This window comes from bacterium (Candidatus Blackallbacteria) CG13_big_fil_rev_8_21_14_2_50_49_14, assembly GCA_002783405.1.
Classification (GTDB): domain Bacteria; phylum Cyanobacteriota; class Sericytochromatia; order UBA7694; family UBA7694.
In genome coordinates this window covers 39830-60769 of record PFGG01000021.1, presented here as the reverse complement: position 1 = coordinate 60769, position 20940 = coordinate 39830, and the positions used below count along the sequence as shown (strand labels likewise).

Here is a 20940-nt window from a genome sequence, read left to right as displayed (position 1 = left end):
CGACAAGTTTTTAGATCCAGGCGTTCATTAAGTAATATTAAGGCATTTTCCCCATCTCACGGATGATCGCATCGGGATTCTGCCACAGATAATGGCTTTGCAGGCTCTTGTAAAAGCCAGCCTGCTCACGTTCAAAAATGATATAAATCAGGTCATTCATTGATTTTTGAGCTTGATTTAAGCGATTTTCCATGGCAATAATTTTATTGATTTTTTGCTCAAGCGCCTGGGGAGCCTGCACATGAAAAACTTCGCCATAGGCGTGTACCTGATGCTCAGCCCAGGCATCGCCCAAAAATACCATCGGCCTCTGGGCCAACAATCCGCGCAGGGCGTATTCGACATCTTCTTCGCCCCAAAACTGAAAACTTTCGTCTAAAGGGCCCAAAGTCTGCCAACTCGAACGTCGGAGTGCAAAATGATGGCCACTGGCCAAGGTATGGGGCGCATATTTCAAACCGGGGTTCAGATAGAGTTCGCTCTCAGAAAGCGGAAAAAAGCGAAAATCGAGCCAATTGACCTCCACCCCTTCAAACCAAAGTGAAGCTGCGCTCACGCTTTTGCGGCAACCCACGTATCCCCAGCAAAGCGCCTCGGGCAAACGCTCAAGTGTGAGGGCATAGTTTTCAAGCGCATGGGGGTTTAAAAGCACATCGCCATTCACAAAGACCAGGGTATCGGCTTGGGCCAGAGCGGCTCCCCGATTGCGGGAACGGGAAAGATTATAGTCCACAGCACGGCGATGGTATTCCAGGCGGGGCCAAAGCCCTTCAAAGGCTTTCAGCCTTGTCGCCATGCCTTCAGAACCATCGTCCATCACCAGAACTTCAAAATTCTGAAGGGTTTGCCGCGCCAAAGCTTGAAGACAATGGTCAAGATGGTCCTGTCGCCCGGCAGAGGTCGAGATAATCACAGAGAGCACAGGCAAAGGCATAAGAACTTCTTTCTGGGCGAAATTAAGGCTGGCGTAGCCTGGCCCGGCTGAGCAGATGGGCCTGTTCAGGGGTGGCTTTCTGAAGGGTGCTGTCGGGAACCAGCAGATAGTTTTGCTTTTGATCGAGGTGGTTTTCGGCATCGAGATACCAATGGCGGGCATAGATCAAATAAATGATCGGGCGGGGCAGGGTTCCCCGATTGGGAGTTCCCGCATGCACCAGACGGTAATCCATTAAATAGGCATCACCTTTGCGCAGATACGCCACGGGCGCATCTTCAAAGCCAAAGGTTGAAGAGGGACGGATTTTACGGTGAGACCCCAAATGCTGCGCAGTCGCTCCCGTGGTTTCATTCAAATCCACCAGGGGAATCGCAAGATTGATCGCCAGAGGAGGCACTTGTCCTGAAAGCGGATCTTCGCCAAAGGGCAGGGCATTGTCGCGGTGCATGCGCTGGGCTCCCGCTCCAGGCAGGGCCATGACAATACTGAGCGTGCTGATCACACAGTGCTCCCCCAAAAGGGCTTGAAGTGCCGGCAGAACCAGAGCATTGGCATACAGCCGGGGTTCGGCAAACGGCCCTGCCAAGGGTTGAAGGTACATGAAACGGCGCTCGCCGACCGGTTTGCCCTTTTGAATCAGGGTGGTTTCATCCCAACCCGCGATCCGCTCAAAAAAAGCATTCGCCAGCTTATCCACGAAACCACGGGGGAGAAAATTCTCTAAAACCACGCAGCCACAAGTGTTCATGGCATTGACCATCTGTTCAGTATGGGCACGAAAAGGCGCCCCGGCCTGCTGCTCAGAATCACTGAAGCGGATCGGGGCGCTCATGGCTTAATGCTGAATGCCCAAAACTTTGCAGAAGAAGGCGTATTTAAAAGCCACTTCCTTGAGAAAATCATAGCGGCCTGAAGCGCCCCCATGACCGGCACTCATATGGGTCTGCAGCATCAGAAGATTCTGATCAGTTTTCAAGGCCCGCATTTTGGCAACATATTTGGCGGGCTCCCAATACTTGACGCGGGGATCATTTAAACCCGCCAGCACCAGCATATTGGGATAGGCTTTGGCGGCCAGATTATCATAGGGGGAATAGGATTTGATATAGTCATAATCCGGTTTTTTATTGGGGTTGCCCCACTCATCGTATTCAATCACCGTCAAGGGCAAGCCGGGATCAAGCATGGTGGTCAGGGCATCAACAAAGGGCACATCGGCAATCACGCCCTTGAACAAATCTGGGCGCAGATTGGTGACCGCGCCCATCAAGAGCCCCCCGGCACTGCCCCCTTCAATCACCAACTGCTGGGGAGAGGTAAAGCCCCCCTGAATCAAAGCCTCAGCACTGGCAACAAAATCGCTAAAGGTATTGCGTTTCTTTTGCAGTTTGCCCTCCAAATACCATTTGCGGCCCATGTCTTCTCCACCCCGGATATGCGCCAGCGCAAAAACAAAGCCACGTTCCAGCAGTGAAATCCGATCCGAATCAAAATCCGTATCCGTGCTGGAACCATAGGCCCCATAGCTATAGAGCAGGGCGGGATTCTTGCCCTGCTTTTTCAGCCCTCTTTTATAGATCAAAGAGACAGGCACCTTGACCCCATCGGGCGCGGTGGCATAAATCCGTTCAGTGACATAGCGGGTGGGTTCATAACCGGGCACAGACGTCTGTTTGCGCAATTCAAGGCTTTGGTTCTCAAGATGCACGTCAAAGACTGACTTGGGGGTCAACATCGAAGAATAGCTCACCCGCAGAATATTTTTGGCGAAATCCTGATCGGTGCTGGGCCAAACTGAAAAATTCTGTTCAGGAAAATCGACAGTGGCTGTTTTGCCCGTGATCAAATGCTGAACGCGCACTTCCTGGCGGGCATCGGTGCGGTAAATCATGGCCAGCCACTGATCAAAAACCTTGAGGTGCTCCAATTTGGCGTCGGGCCGTTCAACCACCAACGACTGCCAGTGGCTGGCATCGGGGCTTTGAATTGGGGCCTGCTTAAGCGTAAAATTCAGAGCCCCATCATTGGTATGGATCAAAAAACGGGAGCCGCTGTCCTGAACATGGTATTCGATTCCTTCTCGCCGGGCCTGAATCATCACGGGGGCAGCCGTGGGCTGATCGGCAGGCAGGTAGAGACACTCAGTCGTGGTCAGGCTTTCAATCTGCAGAATCAGATATTTGCCACTGGCTGTTTTTTTTATTTCTACGTTATAGCGTTCATCAGGCTCTTCAAAGACCAGCAGATCTTTATTCGGCTCACTGCCAACCGTATGCCGATACAAACGGTAGGGGCGATTGGCTGAGTCAATCACGTTATAAAACAGGGTTTTGCTATCGGCAGCCCATTCAACGGCGTAATAGGTCTGGGGGATTTGCTCCGATAAAACCTGGCCGGTCTGCAAATCCTTGATATGTAGGGTAAAAGATTCAGCACCGGTGGTATCCAGTGAATAGGCCAAATAGCGTTGATCGGGGCTGACTTCATAAATGCCCAGATCCATAAAGTCCTGATCCGTAGCTTCGAGATTCAGATCGAGCAGCACTTCTTCAGGGCCTTGCATGCTGCCCTTGCGGCGGCAATACACCTGATAATTCTGACCGGGGTCAATCCGCGAATAGTAAAAATAATCGCCCTTTTGGTGGGGAACACTCCGGTCTTTTTCGACCATATGCCCCACCATTTCCAAGTAAAGCTTATCTTGAAGCGCCTCGGTATCCGCCATCATGGCATCGGTATAGGCATTTTCAGCCTGAAGGTATTTCAAAACGGCGGGGTCTTGGGGATAATTGCGTAACCAATAATAATTATCCACCCGGACATCGCCATGTTTTTCAAGTTTTTGAGGGTGTACAGGGGCCTGGGGAGGAGCGGCGGCCTGTACAGAAGGAAGGGAAAAGGTCATTGTCAGAGCTCCTGTAATTAGTGTGCAGGTAAACACCTGAAAGCGGTGTTTGAATGAATTCAGGAAAAGAGGTGTTTGCATGTCTAAAACGTCCTGAAAAGTATAGGTTTTCAATCAAGGGGATCGCTACTCAATAAACCACAAAGGGTACAGAGATCACAACTCTTAAACAGACCGTGCAAACGCCAGAACATGTCCATCCAAATCCTGACTATAGGCAGCCAGGTCTCCCCAGCCACGCTTTTGCAGAGGGCTTAGCTCTTTCCCCCCCTGGGCAAGCACCCGGGCATGATATCGCTGAGGTTCGGCAACTCTCAGATACAGTTCTGCCCGAGGCACTCCCCTGAACAAAGACAAATCAGGAATTTGATCCCCTAAAAGCCGTTGAATTCCAGTTTCAGGCATCAGTCCCAAAAGACTGCCCTGATGGAGTTCAAATTGGGTCATTCCCGGCACATCCAAACACGGTTCCAAATCCAGAACCACCCGGTAAAAACCAGCGCTTTTCACTTGATCGGCCACATACAGAACAAATAAGGGTTGCATGAATTTTCTTTCCTCAAAGGGGGTAATGCTCCAGCATACGTCGCAAAACCTAAACCAGCCAGTCAAAGCTTCAAAACAGAATCCTTTATTTTGCCTTGACGCAGGAGCGGATCCTTGGCTATGCTTATAATTGACGCGGTGCATACAAATGTATTTCTGTCCTTTATTTTCTTAAGTTTAAGCACCGGCTCGCAACCTTAATCTGAAAGGGTATTTTCAATGTCTGACAAAAATGGCTTTCTCCGTAATTTGTTCATGGGCGATGTGCTGGATGAAATTATCTTTCCTTTTCCACGCATGAAGGCCGAAGAACAGGAAACCATTGAAATGATTTCCGCCAGTATCAAAGCTTTTGGCAAAGGCATCAATCCCGATAAAATCGACAAAGACGAAAAACTGCCAGCTGAAGTGCTTGAAGAAATGAAAGAATTGGGTCTTTTTGGCCTGATTATTCCAGAAGAGCATGAAGGCATTGGCCTGAGTATTTCTGGCTATGCCCGTGTACTTGAAGATCTGGCTGTTTTAGGCAGTGCCGTAGCCGCCACAGTGGGGGGGCATCAAAGCATCGGCATGAAGGGCCTGCTCTTGGCTGGAAATGAAACCCAGAAAAAGAAATATCTGCCCAAACTGGCCAGCGGAGAAATGATTGCGGCCTTCTGTCTGACCGAACCCAATTCCGGTTCCGATGCCGCCAGTATCCGCACCCGTGCCGTTTTAAGTGAAGACGGCAGTCATTTTATTCTCAACGGTGAAAAGCAATTTATCACCAACGGTGGTTTTGCCGATTTCTATACGGTTTTTGCCCAGACCTCCGTTGAAGAAGGCGGACTGAAACAGGACAAAATCACAGCCTTTATGGTGACCCGTGATCTGGGCGGTGTCAGCAGTGGCCCCGAAGAACAGAAAATGGGCTGGAAGGGTTCTTCCACCACCATGGTCTTCTTTGAAAATGTCAAAGTGCCTGTGGAAAACGTGCTCGGTGAAGTGGGTAAAGGCTTCAAAGTTGCCATGGAAATTCTCAACAATGGCCGTTTAAGCACCTCTACAGCCTCTTTTGGCGTGGCCAAGCACTTGATTGATATGAGCGTCAAATACGCCAATGAGCGCAAGCAGTTCGGCAAACATATCGGCCAGTTTGACCTGATCAAAGAAAAAATCGCCAATATGTCGATGCTGGCCTATGGCATGCAGTGCGTCGGCTATCTGACCGCCGGTCTGGTCGACAATGGCATGGAAGATTACGCGATTGAAGCCGCTGTTGCCAAAGTCTTCAGCACCGAATCGCTTTGGAAAATCTGCGACGAAGCCATGCAGATTCATGGCGGCATGGGCTATATCCGCGAACTGCCGATTGAGCGCTTTATGCGCGATGCCCGTCTGGGCCTGATCATTGAAGGCACCAGTGAAATTTCACGCGCCATGATTTCACTTGAAGGCTTGAAATCTCTGGGCAAATTCCTGAAAAAAGCTGGGTTGCGAGGCTATGCACAAAAAACCTTGACCCCCGCCCGCATGACCAAGGCGCACAGCCTGCTGCAGAAAGAATCCCAACTCTTCTGCAAAGGTGTCGACAAGCTCAGTGCCTACGCCATGCAATTGCTGCGGATCTATAAAAAAGACGTGATCATGCTGCAACTTCACCAAAAGCGCATTGCCGACAGCGTGATTGATCTTTACGTCATGGCCGCCATGCTCTCACGCACTTCGGCTCTGCTGGAGATGGGCAAGACCAAAGAAGAAGCCAAAACCGAACTCTATCTGACCCGCTCCTTCTGCCGGATGGCCTTTGAACGGATTGAACGCAATATGGATCAGTTTGATTTGAACCACGATCCCTATCTGACCCGCCTGGCCGATACCCTCTACGAAGACGGGGGTTTCCAACCCAAAATCTTTGATCTGGGCACCTTTGAAGACATGCCCAAGCGCAAAGAAATGGCAACCAGCGCTTCTTAAGTTAAAAAGCAGACATTCAGGGTTTCAGTGAAGAAGATTCACTGAAACCCTGAATTTGTTGAAAGGGAGAGGGATACGCTAAGCTGAAAAGCAGACCTCATGCTTGAGGATTAAAATTCAATCGGTTTCCTAATACATGTCTTTTATCCAACGCCAGCGGGCCATTGCCCGACGCCTATCTGAATACCGCTTGCACTACGCCGAAGACAGTCTCTTGCGCCTGGATGATCTTGAAAGTCTGAATATCCCCCCTGAAAAGCGCGGTCAGCCCTATTTTTTGGCCTATTATTCCCCCGAAGGTCTCGACTATGCCCTGCACGAATATGGCATTTACAGGGAACTGGAAAAACGGGGATTCAGCGATATTCGCATGCAACTGGATACCGAAGATCCCTACCAGCACCGTCTGGCCCTTTACGCCGGAGAAATTTCAGAAGAACGCCTCTTGCACGAAGTGGTCATGAAACGCCGGAAATTCAATTTTGATGATCGCCTTTGCCCCAGCCTGGCGGGACACGCCTTTCAGTTTCTCGCGGTTGAATGGGTCTGCTTACAGAATCCGCAGGCTTCCTTCAGCCAGCAGAAACGGCCCCTGCCAGGTCAAACCCACCCGGGTCTCGGCATGGGAAAATTCGTCATGGCCCTGATCCAGATCTCCGCAGAAAGACTCGGTTTGGATGGGGTTTTAACTCAGCCTGCTTGGCTACACAACGCGATCATGTACAAACAGGCCTTTCATTTTCTCGATCCTGCCCATGAAGGCCGCCTGCTCGCCATGCAGCGCGATCTGGTCAACCCCTTGGGATTGCAGGCGGCCAGTTGGGCCCTAGAAAAGGATCTGGTGCTCGAAAACAAACAGCCCTTTCGCTGGTTTCATGCCGATCAGCTGCTGCCCCTTCACCCCCTGCTGAAAAGCTGGTTCAAGGGATTGTCCTATCAAATTCAAACACGCCAAATCCAGTTTCAAGTGCATTACCAGAAAAAAAACGCATAGAGCCGAGGGCTTAACTCCCCAGATGGCTGTGATATAATGGCCCTATTGTCAAGAACCTGAAATCATGCAAGGTTCCTCGAAAAAAGCAGTGTTCAAACCGCTCAAAGGCTTGAACCAAATTTAAAAACGTGAAATTAAAAGAATGTCTGAAAACCAAATACAAGCACCGCAAAACCTGCTGACCGACAGTGATGTTGCCCTACACTTAAAGGCCATTCAGGAATTACTCGAAGAAAAAAAGGCCCTGGATTTGGCCACTCTCGATTTAAGAGAAAAATCCTCAGTCGCAGATTATTTTCTGGTCGCTGGTGCAAACTCCCGCACCCATTGCCAGGCTTTGGCTGGTACCGTAGATCAATATGCCAAAGAACAAAATTTACATGTTTACAGCAATGAAGGCAAAAGCGAAGGCTCTTGGATCTTAATTGACCTTGGTTTCATGGTCGTGCATGTTATGCAGGAAAGCCAACGCGTATTTTATAATCTGGAAGAGCTCTGGAGCCATGCCACACAGAAAACCTAATCAACAGGGAATGACCATTTACGAGATTTTAGCGGTCGCGCTGATCATCTCGATTTTGGTATTGGTTGCTTTGCCCAATTTCATTTCAAACAAAGACCGCGCCAAAGACTCTGCAATGGAAAGCAATGCGCGGGCTTTGCGCATTATGTTGGAAACCTACCATATTGACAACAAGATCTACCCTGAAAATCTTTTAACCTTAGGCCATGAAGCCACAAACAAAAATTACAACAAAATCATGACAAACCCCTATAACAATGCCCGTGGCAATGTCGAAAGCGGAAAATGGGCGATCGATTATGTGGGCACCACGGGCCCTGCTGGCATGGTGACCTACCAACCGATCTCAAACAATGATAAATATTATATTTTTGGCTATGACAGCACCGGCAATCTGCATAAAAAAAGTGGTAAAGTTTTTACCATGAGCAATGGATAGGATGAGGTAAAGAATGGCTGAGCGCGCCTACCGTCGTACGCAGTATTTTGTAAAACCCGACCTTCAGACCAAATACGCGTTTATGTTTGTATTGGCGATTGGCGTGGGCCTAAATCTGGGGGTTATTCTTTCATTGATTGCCCCCCTGTTGAAAAATGGCACACCGGGCTTTTCACTTATATACCTGCTCCTGCTGGCAATAGGCTTTGTCGTTCTGGTGGCGGGTATCAGTATTCTCTTTACCCATAAAATCGCGGGCCCGATCTACAAGATCGAGAAAAGCTTCCGCCAGATTATCGATGAAAAAGATTTGAGTCTGCGCGTTTTTCTGCGCACCGATGACGAATTGCAGGAGCTGGCCGAAGAAGTCAACCACCTGCTCGATCACCTGCGCAACAGCCTGGTGATTGAGACCCAGAAAACCGAAGCCATTCTTGCCAAAGTGGATTTTCTGGTCAGCCAAATTCAGAACAAAGCAGAACTTCCCACTTCTGAACTTGAAGAATCTTTACAGGATCTTCGTCAAAAAATTGAAGAGACGGGCTTAAAGTACAAGTTAAAATAGGCAGTTAAAATGGCCTTCATGTGCACATAAGTCTGGCAGAAAGCCTTTTATTGGCTTGTTTTTGAAAAAATTTAAGGCACTAGGATCTCTTTCGAGAGCTGAAAGAGATCAGGATCACTTTTTTTCCCGCAAAGCCGCTGAATATGGTAGACATCGCCTCAATTCTATTGGTATACTTCGTTTCCTGAATATACTGTTTTCATTATTCCGATTTATCCTGAATTTAAAGCTTTCTAAACCAGTGAGGAGGGACTCTCTTGCCTACAATCAATCAGTTAATCCGGAAACCCAGAAAAGCGGTGACCTATAAATCCAAGTCACCCGCTTTAAAGCAGTGCCCTCAACGTAGAGGGGTGTGCACCCGTGTGTTCACCATGACACCGAAGAAACCGAACTCCGCCCTGCGCAAAGTGGCTCGTGTCCGCTTGACCAGCAAAATCGAAGTAACCGCATATATTCCCGGGATTGGTCACAATCTCCAGGAACACTCTGTGGTCTTGATTCGCGGTGGCCGTGTAAAAGACTTGCCTGGTGTGCGTTATCACATCGTGCGTGGAACCCTGGATACCAATGGCGCAGCCAACCGTGCCCAAGGCCGTTCCAAGTATGGTGCGAAGCCGCCCAAAAAATCCAAAACAGCAGCGAAAAAGTAGTGAAAAGGTGATCCTATGCCCAGAAGAGCGAAAATCAAAAAGCGGATTCCTGCACCTGATGCCGTATACCGCAGTGAAGTTCTTTCCAAATTCATCAATTGCATGATGATGCGCGGTAAAAAGACCGTGGCTGAAAACATTGTTTACAAAGCCCTGTCTCGCGCCGAAGAAAAGCTGAACAAACCCGGCATTGAAGTTTTTGAGCAGGCTTTGAGCAATATTCGTCCCATGATTGAAGTCAAACCCCGTCGTGTGGGTGGCGCAACCTATCAGGTGCCGATTGAAGTTTCCCTGGAGCGCGGTACCGCCCTGGCCCTGCGTTGGTTAATCAAGCACGCACGTGCACGCAATGGTAAATCCATGATCGACCAACTGTCTGCAGAAATTATGGATGCCCACAACAATACGGGTGCCAGCGTCAAAAAGCGTGAAGACACACACAAAATGGCAGATGCCAACCGTGCTTTCGCGCATTACCGTTATTAAGCGACAAGGATACAGAAGTTACTTATATGTCTAGGAAAGTAAAAATTGATACCGTCCGCAATATTGGGATTGTTGCCCATATTGACGCCGGTAAAACCACCACCACCGAACGTATTCTCTATTACACCGGCATGGTACACAAAATCGGTGAAGTTCACGATGGTACTGCCGTAACAGATTATATGGTTCAGGAACGTGAACGCGGCATCACCATTACCTCCGCTGCGATTACATCTGAGTGGAAAAATCACCGTATCAATATCATTGATACCCCTGGTCACGTGGATTTCACCGTTGAAGTAGAACGCTCTCTGCGTGTACTCGATGGCATGGTGGGCGTACTCTGCGCGGTAGCCGGTGTACAACCCCAATCTGAAACCGTCTGGCGCCAGGCCAACCGTTATAAGGTTCCCCGCATTATCTTCGTCAATAAAATGGACCGTCCCGGCGCCAACTATGTACGCGCCTTCGAAAAAGTACGCGAACGCCTGAACGACCGGGCTATTCCTGCTCAACTGCCCATTTTCCAGAATGAAGAGTTTTTCGGTATTGTCGATTTGGTCACCCAAAAAGCTTATGGCTATTATGATGACCTCGGCGAAGATATCCGCGAACTGCCCATTCCTGAGCATATGCTGAAAGATGTTGAAAAATATCGCGAAGAATTGATCGAAGCAGCCTCTGAACAAGATGACGCTTTGCTGACCAAATATATGGAAGGCGAAGAAATCAGCGTAGATGAGCTTAAAAAAGCCATGCGCCAAGCCGTTATCGCCACCAAGCTGACCCCTGTATTCTGCGGAACCGCCTTTAAAAACAAAGGCGTTCAGCTCCTGCTCGACGCGGTTCTCGACTATCTGCCTTCTCCCCTTGACGTGCCTCCTGTACAGGACATGTCAAAAGAAGACGAAGAAGTTCTGCTCTATCCCAAAGATGACGAGCCCTTTTCTGCTTTGGCGTTCAAGATCATTACCGATCCCTTTATCGGTAAACTGACCTTTATCCGTTGCTATTCTGGCACCCTGGAAAAGGGCAGCTATGTCTACAACTCCACCAAAGGCCATAAAGAGCGCATTTCCCGTCTGGTACAGATGCGTGCGGATCAACGTCTTGAAATTGACGCGGTTTATGCCGGTGATTTGGCCGCAGCCATTGGCCTGCGCAACACCACCACAGGGGACACCCTCTGTAACGAAAACAAACCCGTCATCCTTGAAAGCATGGTCTTCCCTGAGCCCGTTGTTTCTGTGGCTGTTGAGCCCAAAACCCAGGCGGATCGCGACAAACTGTCTGCTGCCCTTGGACGTCTGGCTGAAGAAGATCCCACTTTCCGCGTGAAAGTGGATCATGAAACAGGCGAAACGATTATTTCCGGCATGGGTGAACTTCACCTTGAAATCATCGCCGACCGTCTGGTCCGTGAGTTCAACGTAGGCTGTAACGTTGGTAAGCCCCAGATTTCTTACCGCGAAACCATTCGCAGCAAAGTTGAAAATGAAACCAAGTTCGTTAAACAATCTGGTGGTCGTGGTCAATATGCACACATCCGTGTTCGTATGGAACCCCTGCCTGCCGAGTCTGAAGAAGACTTTGTATTTGTCAGCGAAATTGTCGGTGGTGTCATTCCGAAGGAATATATCCCCGCCGTTGAAGGTGGCATGCGTGATGCAATGACCTCAGGTGTTGTGGCTGGATTCCCCGCCATTGGCATCAAGGTCACCCTGTATGACGGCTCCTTCCACGAAGTGGACTCTTCAGATATGGCCTTCCGGATTGCCGGTTCAATGGGTTTTAAAGAATCCATGCGCAAAGCCAATCCTTACCTGTTGGAGCCGCGTATGAGTCTGGAAGTCATTGTGCCCGAAAATAACATGGGGGATGTCATGGGCGACCTGCAAGGCCGTCGTCGTGGCGAACTCAAGAGCATGGAAGCCGAAGATGGTGGCCTCCAGAAAATTCACGCGTCGGTACCGCTGGCTGAGATGTTTGGCTATGCAACCGATGTACGCTCCATGACCCAGGGGCGCGGAACCTTCAGCATGGAGTTTTCTCATTATGCCGAAGTTCCCAAGAATGTCGCTGAAGCCGTTGTGTACGCATCTGGCAAAGCAAAGGTATAGACATCTGGCCTAAAATTGATTAAAATTGATATTTAGGCCAAGTTAAATATAAGTTAAATAACAAATTATATTGTGACCTAGGAGATTCAGTATGGCGAGAGAAAAATTTGAACGTAATAAACCGCACGTCAATATTGGCACCATTGGCCACGTTGACCACGGCAAAACCACTCTGACAGCAGCTATTACCATGGCGCTGGCAGCAGCAGGTGGCGGCGTGGCACGCGGCTATGACCAGATTGACAATGCCCCCGAAGAAAAAGCGCGTGGTATCACCATCAATACCAGCCACGTTGAGTATGAAACCGAAAAACGTCACTATGCTCACGTTGACTGCCCCGGACACGCTGACTACATCAAGAACATGATTACCGGTGCAGCTCAGATGGACGGCGCGATTCTGGTTGTGTCTGCTTCTGACGGCCCCATGCCCCAGACCCGTGAACACATCCTCTTGGCCCGTCAGGTTGGCGTTCCCAGCATGGTCTGCTTCCTCAACAAGATCGACCAGGTAGATGACCCTGAGCTGATCGAGTTGGTTGAAATGGAACTGCGCGAACTGCTGAACGAATATGAGTTCCCCGGCGATGATATTCCTATCGTAGCTGGTTCTGGCTTCAAAGCCATGGAAGCTATGGCTGGCAACCCCAAAACCCAACGTGGTGAAAATGAGTGGGTTGACAAAGTCTGGGCTCTGATGGATGCCGTTGACTCTTATATTCCCGACCCCGCACGTGATGTGGACAAACCCCTGCTGATGGCAGTGGAAGATGTTTTCACCATCACCGGTCGTGGTACTGTAGCAACCGGCCGTATCGAACGCGGTCGCTGCAAAGTCGGTGAAGAAGTAGAAATCGTCGGTCTGGGTGATACCCGTAAAACCGTCGTTACCGGTGTTGAAATGTTCCGTAAAACCCTGGACGAAGGTCTGGCTGGTGACAACGTGGGCATCCTGATGCGTGGTATCAGCAAAGATGACGTGGAACGTGGACAGGTAGTCGCTAAACCCGGCTCCATTAAGCCCCACAACCACTTCAATGCGCAAGTCTACGTATTGAAAAAAGAAGAAGGCGGTCGTCACACACCGTTCTTCCCCGGCTATCGCCCTCAGTTCTATGTTCGTACCACCGACGTAACTGGTGAGTGCAAACTGCCCGAAGGCGTAGAAATGGTTATGCCTGGCGACAATATCGAAATGGTAGTCGTTCTGCAGAAACCCGTCGCTATTGAAGAAGGAATGCGTTTCGCGATTCGTGAAGGCGGCCGTACGGTCGGTTCAGGCGTCGTAACCAGCATCCTGGCTGATATTAAAGAAGAAGAATAAGGATTGTTAGTATGGCAGGTCAAAAAATCAGAATCAGGTTAAAATCCTACGATCATCGTTTGCTGGACGAGTCCGCGCGTCGTATTGTGGAAACCGCTCGCCGTACCGACGCCAAAGTAGTAGGTCCGGTGCCGCTGCCCATCCGCAAGAACGTGTTTTGTGTTCTGCGTTCACCGCACGTGGATAAGAAATCTCGGGAACATTTCGAGATTCGTACCCACAAGCGTTTGCTGGACATTCTGGAACCCTCCACGAAGACGGTTGATGCGCTGATGCACATGGACCTGCCTGCTGGCGTCGATATCGAAGTAAAGCTGTAGACAAATGACTACAGTTGCAAAAGAAGAAAGTAAGGAGACATAACCCCGATGAGTTCTAATGTAGGACTTATAGGTACCAAACTGGGGATGACACATGTCTTCGATGAAACGGGAAACAGTGTGCCGGTCACAGTTATTCAGGCCGGCCCCTGCCCGATCGTTCAGGTCAAGAAGCCGGATACCGATGGGTATTCGGCTTTGCAGGTCGGTTTTGAATCGGTTCCGAAGCATCGTTTGAACAAGCCTCAGCAAGGTCATTTTAAAAAAGCGGGTGTCCATACAACTCGACGCCTGGTTGAATTTCGTACACAGAGCACCGATGGGTTTGAAGTCGGCGCAGAATTGACAGTCAGTCAGTTCAGCGTAGGCCAGGCCATCAATGTTCAGGGCAAACCCATTGGCAAAGGCTTTATGGGAGCTACCAAACGCCATCATTTCGGTCGTGGTCCCATGAGTCATGGTTCCAAGTCCCACCGTATTCCCGGCTCCATTGGTGCCGGTACTACACCTGGACGCGTATACAAAGGCGTCAAGATGTCTGGCCGTAAACCCAATAAGGTAGTTACGACCACAAATCTGCAGGTGGTTCAGGTGGATACCGAACGCAATCTGCTGTTGGTAAAAGGAGCTGTTCCCGGTTCTACAGGTGCAGTCGTTAAAATTGTTCCTGTTGTTAAAGGAGGGAAAGCCTAATGTCCGTTGAATTGAAAAAGTTTGAAGCGTCCAGCCAGGGATACGTCAGCATCGAAGGTGCTGATCTGCTCTGGGGCGCTGAACCCAATGTCGATTTGATGCATATGGCTTCTGTTCGTCAATTGAACAATGCCCGTCTGGGAACTGCCTGCACCAAAACCCGCTCTGAAGTACGCGGTGGTGGTAAGAAACCCTGGAAACAAAAAGGCACAGGCCGCGCCCGTGCCGGTAGCCGTACCTCGTCGATTTGGCGTGGGGGCGGTGTTTCCTTTGGTCCAAGACCCCACAGCTTTGAAACCAGTCTGAACCGTAAAATGGCATTTCGTGCGCTGAGCTCTGCGCTCTCCGTTAAACGTGAAAGCGCCGTTGTCGTCGAAGACGCCACTCTGAACCTGAACAAGACCTCTGAATTCCTGGCTCTGCTCGGAAAAATGGGCCTTGCTGATCAGAAAGTTCTGGTGATTGCTGATTATAACGAAGCCTTGCATAAGGTGACCCGTAATCTGCGTCAGGTTTCTGTCGTCAGCCCCAAAAACGTAGGTGTAGTAGATGTCCTGAAACATGACACTCTGCTGGTTGCTGAAGGTTCTCTGCAGTTACTGGAAGGAAGGATTGTCTGATATGGATCCCTATACCATCGTAAAATATCCTCTGATTACTGAAAAATCGACCCTCTTGGGTGCCGATAACCAGTACGTCTTTGAAGTGGATACAAAAGCAAACAAAGTTGAGATCGCGAAAGCCGTCAGCACCATTTTTAAAGTGGACGTCGACAAGGTTCGCACTCTGAATGTCAAGCCGGAGCAACGCCCTTTTGGGAGTCGTGCCCGTAAGCGGAAAGCCCGCAAAAAAGCAATTGTGACCCTTAAAGCTGGTCACAAAATTGATCTCGCGATTTAGGAAGTGGTGAAACACTATGGGTATTCGAGTTTTAAAACCAACAACTGCTGGCCAACGCAATATGAGCCGGCTTACATATGAGGAAATCACAACCTCTACGCCCGAAAAATCACTGCTGGTACCTCTGAAGAAAACAGGTGGCCGCAACAATACCGGACGGATTACATCCCGCTTCCGGGGGGGTGGTCATAAACGTCATTACCGCCTGATTGACTTCAAGCGTAATAAAGACAATATTCCTGCTAAAGTGGCAACGATCGAATACGATCCCAACCGCACAGCCAATATTGCCTTACTTCACTATGCCGATGGCGAAAAACGCTATATCCTGGCTCCCCAGGGTTTAAAAGTTGGCGATGAAGTGCTTGCCGGTGAACAGGCTGACATCAAACCAGGGCATGCCATGGTTCTGAAAGATATTCCTCTGGGTACAGTGATTCATAACGTGGAGCTTCAGCCCGGCCGGGGTGGACAGATGGCCCGTGCGGCCGGAACATCCGCTCAGCTTGTGGCAAAGGACGGCGAGTACGTTCAAATCAAGCTGCCTTCTGGCGAAGTGCGTATGGTTTCCAAAAATTGCCGGGCCACCATTGGTTCGCTGGGCAATGCCGATTTTAAAAACGTTTCGATTGGTAAAGCCGGTCGTAAACGTCACATGGGCCGTCGGCCCCACAACCGCGGTGTTGTGATGAACCCCTGCGATCACCCACATGGTGGTGGTGAGGGTAAAGCACCCGTCGGTGGTAAGGCACAGACCCCCTGGGGTCAGCCTGCTATGGGCTTCCGCACCCGCAAGAAAAAACCGAGCGACCGCTTCATTACACAGAAGCGCGTTAGCCGGAACGCACGATAAAGGAGACAGCGACCAATGAGCCGTTCTGTAAAAAAAGGACCTTTTATTCAGGAAAAGCTGCTTAAGAAAATTGAGCGCATGAATGATAAAAATGAGAAGCGCGTCATTAAAACCTGGTCCCGCGCCTCCACCATTACACCGGATATGATTGGACACACCATTGCCGTTTATAATGGCCGCAAACATGTGCCCATCTTCGTGACTGAAAACATGGTTGACTACCGGTTGGGCGAATTTGTTCCCACCCGTATGTTCCGTGGCCACGCCGGTGAAAAAACCGTATCACGCCGATAGAATGAGGAACATACCGTGAGTAACCCAGTTAAAGTCAAGGCAATTGCCAAGAATGTCAGCATGTCACCCTTCAAGCTGAGACGGGTGATGAATCTGGTCCGGGGAATGAATGGACTTGATGCGTTGGACCACCTCAAGTTCATGCCGCATAAAGCTGCCCGGATTATTGAAAAGGTTCTCCACTCTGCACTTTCAAATGCAGAAAACAACAATATGTTGGATGTGGAAGAACTCTATGTGGTTGAAGCTTTTGTAGATGGTGGCCGCACACTGCGCCGGGTTCAGCCCCGTGCACAGGGCCGCGCCTATATGATCAAAAAGCGCTCCAGCCATGTCACCATCGCCGTTGGGCCGAAGAAGAAGTAAGGAGACAATATGGGCCAGAAAGTACACCCTATTGGATTTCGTTTAGGGATTACCAAAAATTGGAAAAGCCGTTGGTTTTCACCCAAGAATTATCCCGACCTGATCCAGGAAGATCGTCGTATTCGTGAGATTGTAAAAAAACAGCTCTCCGCTGCAGGTATTGCTGATATTGAAGTTGAACGCAAGTCCAACCAGGTAGAAGTAACCATCCTTACTGCCAAACCCGGCATGGTTGTCGGCCGTGGCGGTAAAAATATTGAGGAACTGCGTCAGAAGCTTTTCCAGGAACTGAACAAAAAAGTTCAGATGAATGTACAGGAAGTCAAATCTGTTGAAACCAACGCTCAGCTGATTGCTGAAGCTGCGGCTGTACAGTTGGAAAAACGTGTCGCTTTCCGTCGTGTCATGAAGCAGTCCATGTCCCGGGCCATGAATTCAGGTGCCCAGGGTATTAAAATCATGATCGCCGGCCGTCTGGCTGGTGCAGATATTGCCCGTACCGAGTGGCTGCGTGAAGGTCGTATTCCGCTGCACACCCTGCGTGCCGATATTGACTATGGTTTCTTTGAAGCCAAAACCGTTTTCGGAATTATCGGTATCAAAGTATGGGTTTATCACGGCGAAAAGCTGAAAGAAAAAGAGTCGAAAAAAGAGGTCCCTTCCCATGCTAATGCCTAAACGTACAAAGTACAGAAAGCAGATGCGGGGCCGCATGAAGGGCAAGGAAACCCGCGGTACGACTGTCGCCTTTGGCGAATTCGGACTGCAAGGTCTGGAGCCTGCCTGGATTACCGCCCGCCAGATTGAAGCTGCACGTCGGGCCATGACACGTTCTGTACGTCGTGGCGGGAAAGTACATATCCGTATTTTTCCTGACAAACCGATCACAGCAAAACCCGCTGAAACCCGGATGGGCAGTGGTAAAGGTTCACCCGAGTATTGGGTAGCCGTTGTCAAACCCGGTCGTATCATGTTTGAACTGGCCGGTGTACCCGAAGAAGTAGCCCGTAAAGCGATGCGTCTGGCCAGTGCCAAACTGCCGATTAAAACCCGCTTTGTCACCCGCGAAGAGCAAGAGGCTGCTCAAGCTGAAGGAGGCGAAGAATAAAATGTCTAAACAAGAAATAAGTCGTTTGCGCGAACTTTCCCAGCAGGAATTGCTGGATGAGCGTCAGGAAGCCAAACAGGAACTTTTTAATTTGAAGTTCCAATGGATGGCAACACGTCAGCTTTCCAATACTGCCCGTCTGCGTCTGTTGCGGCAAAAAGTAGCCCGTATCAACACCTTGCTGCGGGAACGTGAATTGGAAGGAGAAGAAGTCAATGCCTAAACGTGTTCTGACCGGTAAGGTCGTCAGTGATAAAATGCAGAAAACCCGTATTGCGGAGGTCGAACGCTTCCCCACACACCCGATCTATAAAAAGGTGCAGTCTCGCAGAAAGCGCTATAAGTTCCATGATGAACAAGAGCTTTCCAAGGCTGGGGATTTGGTCCGTATCGTAGAGTGTCGCCCCATGAGCCGTGACAAGCATTTCCGTTTGCTGGAAGTGGTTGACGCTGGTTCTCAGGCCTAATCTTAAGGAGATTTGTTATGATTCAGCAAGAAAGTCGTCTCGCTGTCGCTGATAATACCGGCGCAAAAGAACTGCTCTGCATCAATGTGCTGGGCAGCTCAGGTCGGCGTTACGCCCATGTGGGAGATACCATCGTGGCTGTCGTTAAAGAAGCCACCCCCAATATGCCTGTCAAAAAGAGCCAGGTCGTCAAAGCTGTTGTCGTGCGTACCAAGCACCAGATTCACCGCAAAGACGGTTCTCGTATTCGTTTTGATGAAAATGCTGCTGTCATCGTCAACAACGATGGCAACCCGATTGGAACCCGTGTTTTTGGCCCTGTGGCCCGTGAACTTCGGGAAAAGAATTATATGAAAATTGTCTCACTTGCGCCGGAGGTACTGTAATCATGGCTTCAAATAGAACTGAAAAACAGCACCGTCGTCTGACCGTCAAAAAAGGCGATCAGGTCGTGGTTATTTCCGGTAGAGATGCTGATCGTGGTAAAGTAGGTAAGGTTCTGCGGGTTATCCCCAAAACCAACCGCGTGGTTGTGGAAGGTGTACATATTGTCACCCGTCACCAAAAGCCAACGATGCAAGGTCAAAAAGGGTCTCTCGTTAAAAAAGAGGCTCCCATTCATCGTTCCCGCGTCATGCTCTATGACCCCAGTCTGAAAAAAGGCGTACGTGTACGTCATAAAGAGCTTGAAAACGGCCAAAAAGTTCGTGTTTCTCATAAATCGGGCGAAACGCTCGATAATTAATTTATAAATATTTTTTAAGGAGTATTGCTAAGTATGGTTGCAGAAGCAAAGATGTTACCAAGACTTAAGCAGATCTATCGCGATCGCATTCACCCGCAATTGAAAGACGAATTTCAATATGCAAATATCATGGATGTGCCCAAACTCGAGAAGATCGTTGTCAGCATTGGTCTTGGCGAATACATCCAGAATCACAAAGCCCTTGAGTTTGCCCAGAATGATCTGGCGACCATTGCAGGTCAAAAGCCCATCGTGGTAAAAGCAAAAAAATCTATTGCCAACTTTAAACTTCGCCAGGGCATGCCCATTGGTCTGAAGGTAACATTGCGTGGCGATCGCATGTATGAGTTTCTTGATCGTCTGGTATCCCTGGCCCTGCCACGGATTCGTGACTTCCGGGGTGTATCCAACAAGGCTTTTGATCAACGTGGAAATTACACGATTGGTCTTAAAGAACAGTTGATTTTCCCTGAAATCAGCTATGACAAGGTCGACAAGGTACGTGGTATGAACATCACCTTCGTAACCACCGCTAAAAATGACCAGGAAGCCTATGCCTTGCTCAAACATTTTGGAATGCCGTTTCGGAAGTAGGAGACAATAATGGCAAGAACATCAATGATCGAAAAATCCAAGCGCCCGCCCAAATACAAAGTGCGTCAACACAACCGTTGCCGTACCTGCGGTCGCCCCAAAGCCTATTATCGCTATTTCGGCCTCTGCCGCGTCTGTTTGCGTGAAAACGCACACCGTGGTCTGCTGCCGGGTGTGAAGAAGTCCAGTTGGTAAGAGGAGAGAATTATGGTTACAGATCCTATCAGTGATATGCTTACCCGGGTTCGTAACGCCCTGATGCTGCGCAAAGAGTCCGTGGAAGTACCCCACTCAAAAATTAAACGGGAAGTATCCCGTGTTCTCAAAGAAAACGGTTATATCACCGATTTCTATGAAGTCAGCGATGACAAATTTAAGAAAATTAAGCTGGTTCTTAAGTACCATGAAGGCCGCTCCGTCATTCAGGGGCTCAAACGGGTCAGCAAACCTGGCCGTCGCGTCTATGTCGGTACGCAAGAAGTACCGCGTGTGATGGGCGGAATGGGTGTTGCTGTGGTATCCACCTCCCGTGGCATCCTTACCGGTCACCAGGCCCGCCGTCTTAAAGTCGGTGGCGAATTACTGTGTTATGTATGGTAGGTAAAAGCAATGTCACGAATTGGTAAGAAACCCATTACACTCGCGAAAGCCACTGTCGAAGTCAATGGTAACGTCGTTAAAGTCAAAGGTCCGAAGGGTGAACTCTCTCAGGAACTGCGCTCTGAAGTTTCCGTTGAAGTTGCAGATGGTGTCTTAAGCGTTATGCGCAAAGATGACAGCAAGCAAGCCCGTGCCCTGCATGGTCTCTATCGTTCCTTGCTGGCCAATATGGTAGAAGGTGTCAACAACGGCTTCTCCAAATCCCTGGAAATGATCGGGGTCGGTTACAAAGCCGCTCTGAAAGGTTCCAATATCGTTCTCAATGCGGGTTATTCACACCCGATCGAAATTGAAGCGCCTCCTGGTATCGTGATCGAAACCGAAGGCCCCACCAAGATCCACGTCAAGGGCATTGACAAAGAACTCGTGGGCAATATTGCGGCAAAGATCCGCGCGGTACGCAAACCCGAGCCTTATAAAGGCAAGGGTATCCGGTATGTGGGCGAAGTCGTCCGCAGAAAAGCCGGCAAATCAGGTAAGAAGTAGTCGGAG

At 49.6% G+C, this 20940-nt stretch carries 30 protein-coding genes; 26 read left to right on the top strand and 4 right to left on the bottom strand.

All coding sequences use genetic code 11. The features are described 5' to 3' along the window. Nucleotides 1–37: 37 nt before the first annotated feature. The 4 genes from COW20_05010 to COW20_04995 all read right to left on the bottom strand — a co-directional run bounded on the left by COW20_05010 (nucleotide 38) and on the right by COW20_04995 (nucleotide 4388). A complete protein-coding gene (locus COW20_05010) occupies nucleotides 38–1096 on the bottom strand; it encodes a hypothetical protein (GenBank protein PIW49760.1) in 1059 nt (352 codons plus the stop codon). Continuing rightward, the gene (locus tag COW20_05005; protein ID PIW49759.1) at nucleotides 957–1769 is read right to left on the bottom strand and encodes a hypothetical protein; all 813 of its coding nucleotides are present in this window, start codon (nucleotides 1767–1769) and stop codon (nucleotides 957–959) included. The genes COW20_05010 and COW20_05005 overlap by 140 nt, the downstream gene beginning before the upstream one ends. A 3-nt stretch (nucleotides 1770–1772) precedes the next feature. Next, a complete protein-coding gene (locus COW20_05000; protein ID PIW49758.1) occupies nucleotides 1773–3842 on the bottom strand; it encodes an oligopeptidase B in 2070 nt (689 codons plus the stop codon). A 165-nt stretch (nucleotides 3843–4007) separates the two neighbouring features. Next, nucleotides 4008–4388, bottom strand: a complete 381-nt coding sequence (locus COW20_04995) for a glyoxalase (protein ID PIW49757.1) — start codon at nucleotides 4386–4388, stop codon at nucleotides 4008–4010. Nucleotides 4389–4607: 219 nt separating this feature from the next. Between COW20_04995 and COW20_04990 the strand changes: the two genes are divergently transcribed. The 26 genes from COW20_04990 to COW20_04865 all read left to right on the top strand — a co-directional run bounded on the left by COW20_04990 (nucleotide 4608) and on the right by COW20_04865 (nucleotide 20934). After that, a complete protein-coding gene (locus tag COW20_04990) occupies nucleotides 4608–6344 on the top strand; it encodes an acyl-CoA dehydrogenase (GenBank protein ID PIW49756.1) in 1737 nt (578 codons plus the stop codon). Between the two features lie 136 nt (nucleotides 6345–6480). Then, on the top strand, nucleotides 6481–7338 hold the full coding sequence (locus tag COW20_04985) for a hypothetical protein (GenBank protein ID PIW49755.1): 858 nt from the start codon (nucleotides 6481–6483) through the stop codon (nucleotides 7336–7338). A 142-nt stretch (nucleotides 7339–7480) separates the two neighbouring features. Next, nucleotides 7481–7861 carry a ribosome silencing factor gene (rsfS, locus tag COW20_04980; protein ID PIW49754.1) on the top strand — a complete coding sequence of 127 codons (381 nt, stop codon included), beginning with the start codon at nucleotides 7481–7483 and terminating at the stop codon, nucleotides 7859–7861. Nucleotides 7862–7871: 10 nt separating this feature from the next. Next, nucleotides 7872–8300, top strand: coding sequence for a hypothetical protein (locus COW20_04975; GenBank protein PIW49753.1), 429 nt, complete (start codon nucleotides 7872–7874; stop codon nucleotides 8298–8300). A 13-nt stretch (nucleotides 8301–8313) separates the two neighbouring features. Then, a complete protein-coding gene (locus tag COW20_04970) occupies nucleotides 8314–8865 on the top strand; it encodes a hypothetical protein (protein ID PIW49752.1) in 552 nt (183 codons plus the stop codon). Nucleotides 8866–9122: 257 nt separating this feature from the next. Next, nucleotides 9123–9518 (top strand): 30S ribosomal protein S12, encoded by a 396-nt coding sequence (locus COW20_04965; protein ID PIW49751.1) that lies wholly within the window; start codon nucleotides 9123–9125, stop codon nucleotides 9516–9518. 15 nt (nucleotides 9519–9533) lie between these two features. After that, complete coding sequence (locus tag COW20_04960; protein ID PIW49750.1) at nucleotides 9534–10004, top strand: 30S ribosomal protein S7; 471 nt, start codon at nucleotides 9534–9536, stop codon at nucleotides 10002–10004. Between the two features lie 26 nt (nucleotides 10005–10030). Beyond that, nucleotides 10031–12124, top strand: coding sequence for an elongation factor G (fusA, locus tag COW20_04955; protein ID PIW49749.1), 2094 nt, complete (start codon nucleotides 10031–10033; stop codon nucleotides 12122–12124). A gap of 91 nt (nucleotides 12125–12215) precedes the next feature. Further along, nucleotides 12216–13448 carry an elongation factor Tu gene (gene tuf / locus COW20_04950; protein PIW49748.1) on the top strand — a complete coding sequence of 411 codons (1233 nt, stop codon included), beginning with the start codon at nucleotides 12216–12218 and terminating at the stop codon, nucleotides 13446–13448. An 11-nt stretch (nucleotides 13449–13459) separates the two neighbouring features. Then, nucleotides 13460–13768, top strand: coding sequence for a 30S ribosomal protein S10 (locus tag COW20_04945; protein ID PIW49747.1), 309 nt, complete (start codon nucleotides 13460–13462; stop codon nucleotides 13766–13768). 48 nt (nucleotides 13769–13816) lie between these two features. Further along, on the top strand, nucleotides 13817–14461 hold the full coding sequence (locus COW20_04940; GenBank protein ID PIW49746.1) for a 50S ribosomal protein L3: 645 nt from the start codon (nucleotides 13817–13819) through the stop codon (nucleotides 14459–14461). Next, nucleotides 14461–15081: a 50S ribosomal protein L4 gene (locus COW20_04935; GenBank protein PIW49745.1), complete on the top strand. Its 621-nt coding sequence runs from the start codon at nucleotides 14461–14463 to the stop codon at nucleotides 15079–15081. Before COW20_04940 ends, COW20_04935 begins: the two co-directional genes overlap by 1 nt. A gap of 1 nt (nucleotide 15082) precedes the next feature. Further along, the gene (locus tag COW20_04930) at nucleotides 15083–15361 is read left to right on the top strand and encodes a 50S ribosomal protein L23 (GenBank protein PIW49744.1); all 279 of its coding nucleotides are present in this window, start codon (nucleotides 15083–15085) and stop codon (nucleotides 15359–15361) included. A gap of 16 nt (nucleotides 15362–15377) precedes the next feature. Next, a complete protein-coding gene (locus COW20_04925) occupies nucleotides 15378–16214 on the top strand; it encodes a 50S ribosomal protein L2 (protein ID PIW49743.1) in 837 nt (278 codons plus the stop codon). Nucleotides 16215–16229: 15 nt separating this feature from the next. Next, complete coding sequence (locus COW20_04920) at nucleotides 16230–16508, top strand: 30S ribosomal protein S19 (protein ID PIW49742.1); 279 nt, start codon at nucleotides 16230–16232, stop codon at nucleotides 16506–16508. A 15-nt stretch (nucleotides 16509–16523) separates the two neighbouring features. Beyond that, nucleotides 16524–16874 (top strand): 50S ribosomal protein L22, encoded by a 351-nt coding sequence (locus tag COW20_04915; protein PIW49741.1) that lies wholly within the window; start codon nucleotides 16524–16526, stop codon nucleotides 16872–16874. 9 nt (nucleotides 16875–16883) lie between these two features. Beyond that, nucleotides 16884–17552, top strand: coding sequence for a 30S ribosomal protein S3 (locus COW20_04910; protein PIW49740.1), 669 nt, complete (start codon nucleotides 16884–16886; stop codon nucleotides 17550–17552). Beyond that, nucleotides 17539–17982 carry a 50S ribosomal protein L16 gene (locus COW20_04905; GenBank protein ID PIW49739.1) on the top strand — a complete coding sequence of 148 codons (444 nt, stop codon included), beginning with the start codon at nucleotides 17539–17541 and terminating at the stop codon, nucleotides 17980–17982. Before COW20_04910 ends, COW20_04905 begins: the two co-directional genes overlap by 14 nt. 1 nt (nucleotide 17983) lies before the next feature. After that, a complete protein-coding gene (locus tag COW20_04900; GenBank protein PIW49738.1) occupies nucleotides 17984–18205 on the top strand; it encodes a 50S ribosomal protein L29 in 222 nt (73 codons plus the stop codon). Beyond that, on the top strand, nucleotides 18198–18449 hold the full coding sequence (locus COW20_04895) for a 30S ribosomal protein S17 (GenBank protein PIW49737.1): 252 nt from the start codon (nucleotides 18198–18200) through the stop codon (nucleotides 18447–18449). The genes COW20_04900 and COW20_04895 overlap by 8 nt, the downstream gene beginning before the upstream one ends. Before the next feature lie 17 nt (nucleotides 18450–18466). Beyond that, a complete protein-coding gene (locus COW20_04890; protein PIW49736.1) occupies nucleotides 18467–18835 on the top strand; it encodes a 50S ribosomal protein L14 in 369 nt (122 codons plus the stop codon). 38 nt (nucleotides 18836–18873) lie between these two features. Beyond that, complete coding sequence (locus COW20_04885) at nucleotides 18874–19194, top strand: 50S ribosomal protein L24 (protein ID PIW49815.1); 321 nt, start codon at nucleotides 18874–18876, stop codon at nucleotides 19192–19194. Nucleotides 19195–19245: 51 nt separating this feature from the next. Then, the gene (locus tag COW20_04880) at nucleotides 19246–19788 is read left to right on the top strand and encodes a 50S ribosomal protein L5 (protein ID PIW49814.1); all 543 of its coding nucleotides are present in this window, start codon (nucleotides 19246–19248) and stop codon (nucleotides 19786–19788) included. A 9-nt stretch (nucleotides 19789–19797) separates the two neighbouring features. Further along, nucleotides 19798–19983, top strand: a complete 186-nt coding sequence (locus COW20_04875; GenBank protein PIW49735.1) for a type Z 30S ribosomal protein S14 — start codon at nucleotides 19798–19800, stop codon at nucleotides 19981–19983. A 12-nt stretch (nucleotides 19984–19995) separates the two neighbouring features. Then, on the top strand, nucleotides 19996–20388 hold the full coding sequence (locus tag COW20_04870; GenBank protein PIW49734.1) for a 30S ribosomal protein S8: 393 nt from the start codon (nucleotides 19996–19998) through the stop codon (nucleotides 20386–20388). A 9-nt stretch (nucleotides 20389–20397) separates the two neighbouring features. After that, nucleotides 20398–20934, top strand: a complete 537-nt coding sequence (locus tag COW20_04865; GenBank protein PIW49733.1) for a 50S ribosomal protein L6 — start codon at nucleotides 20398–20400, stop codon at nucleotides 20932–20934. Nucleotides 20935–20940: the final 6 nt, after the last annotated feature.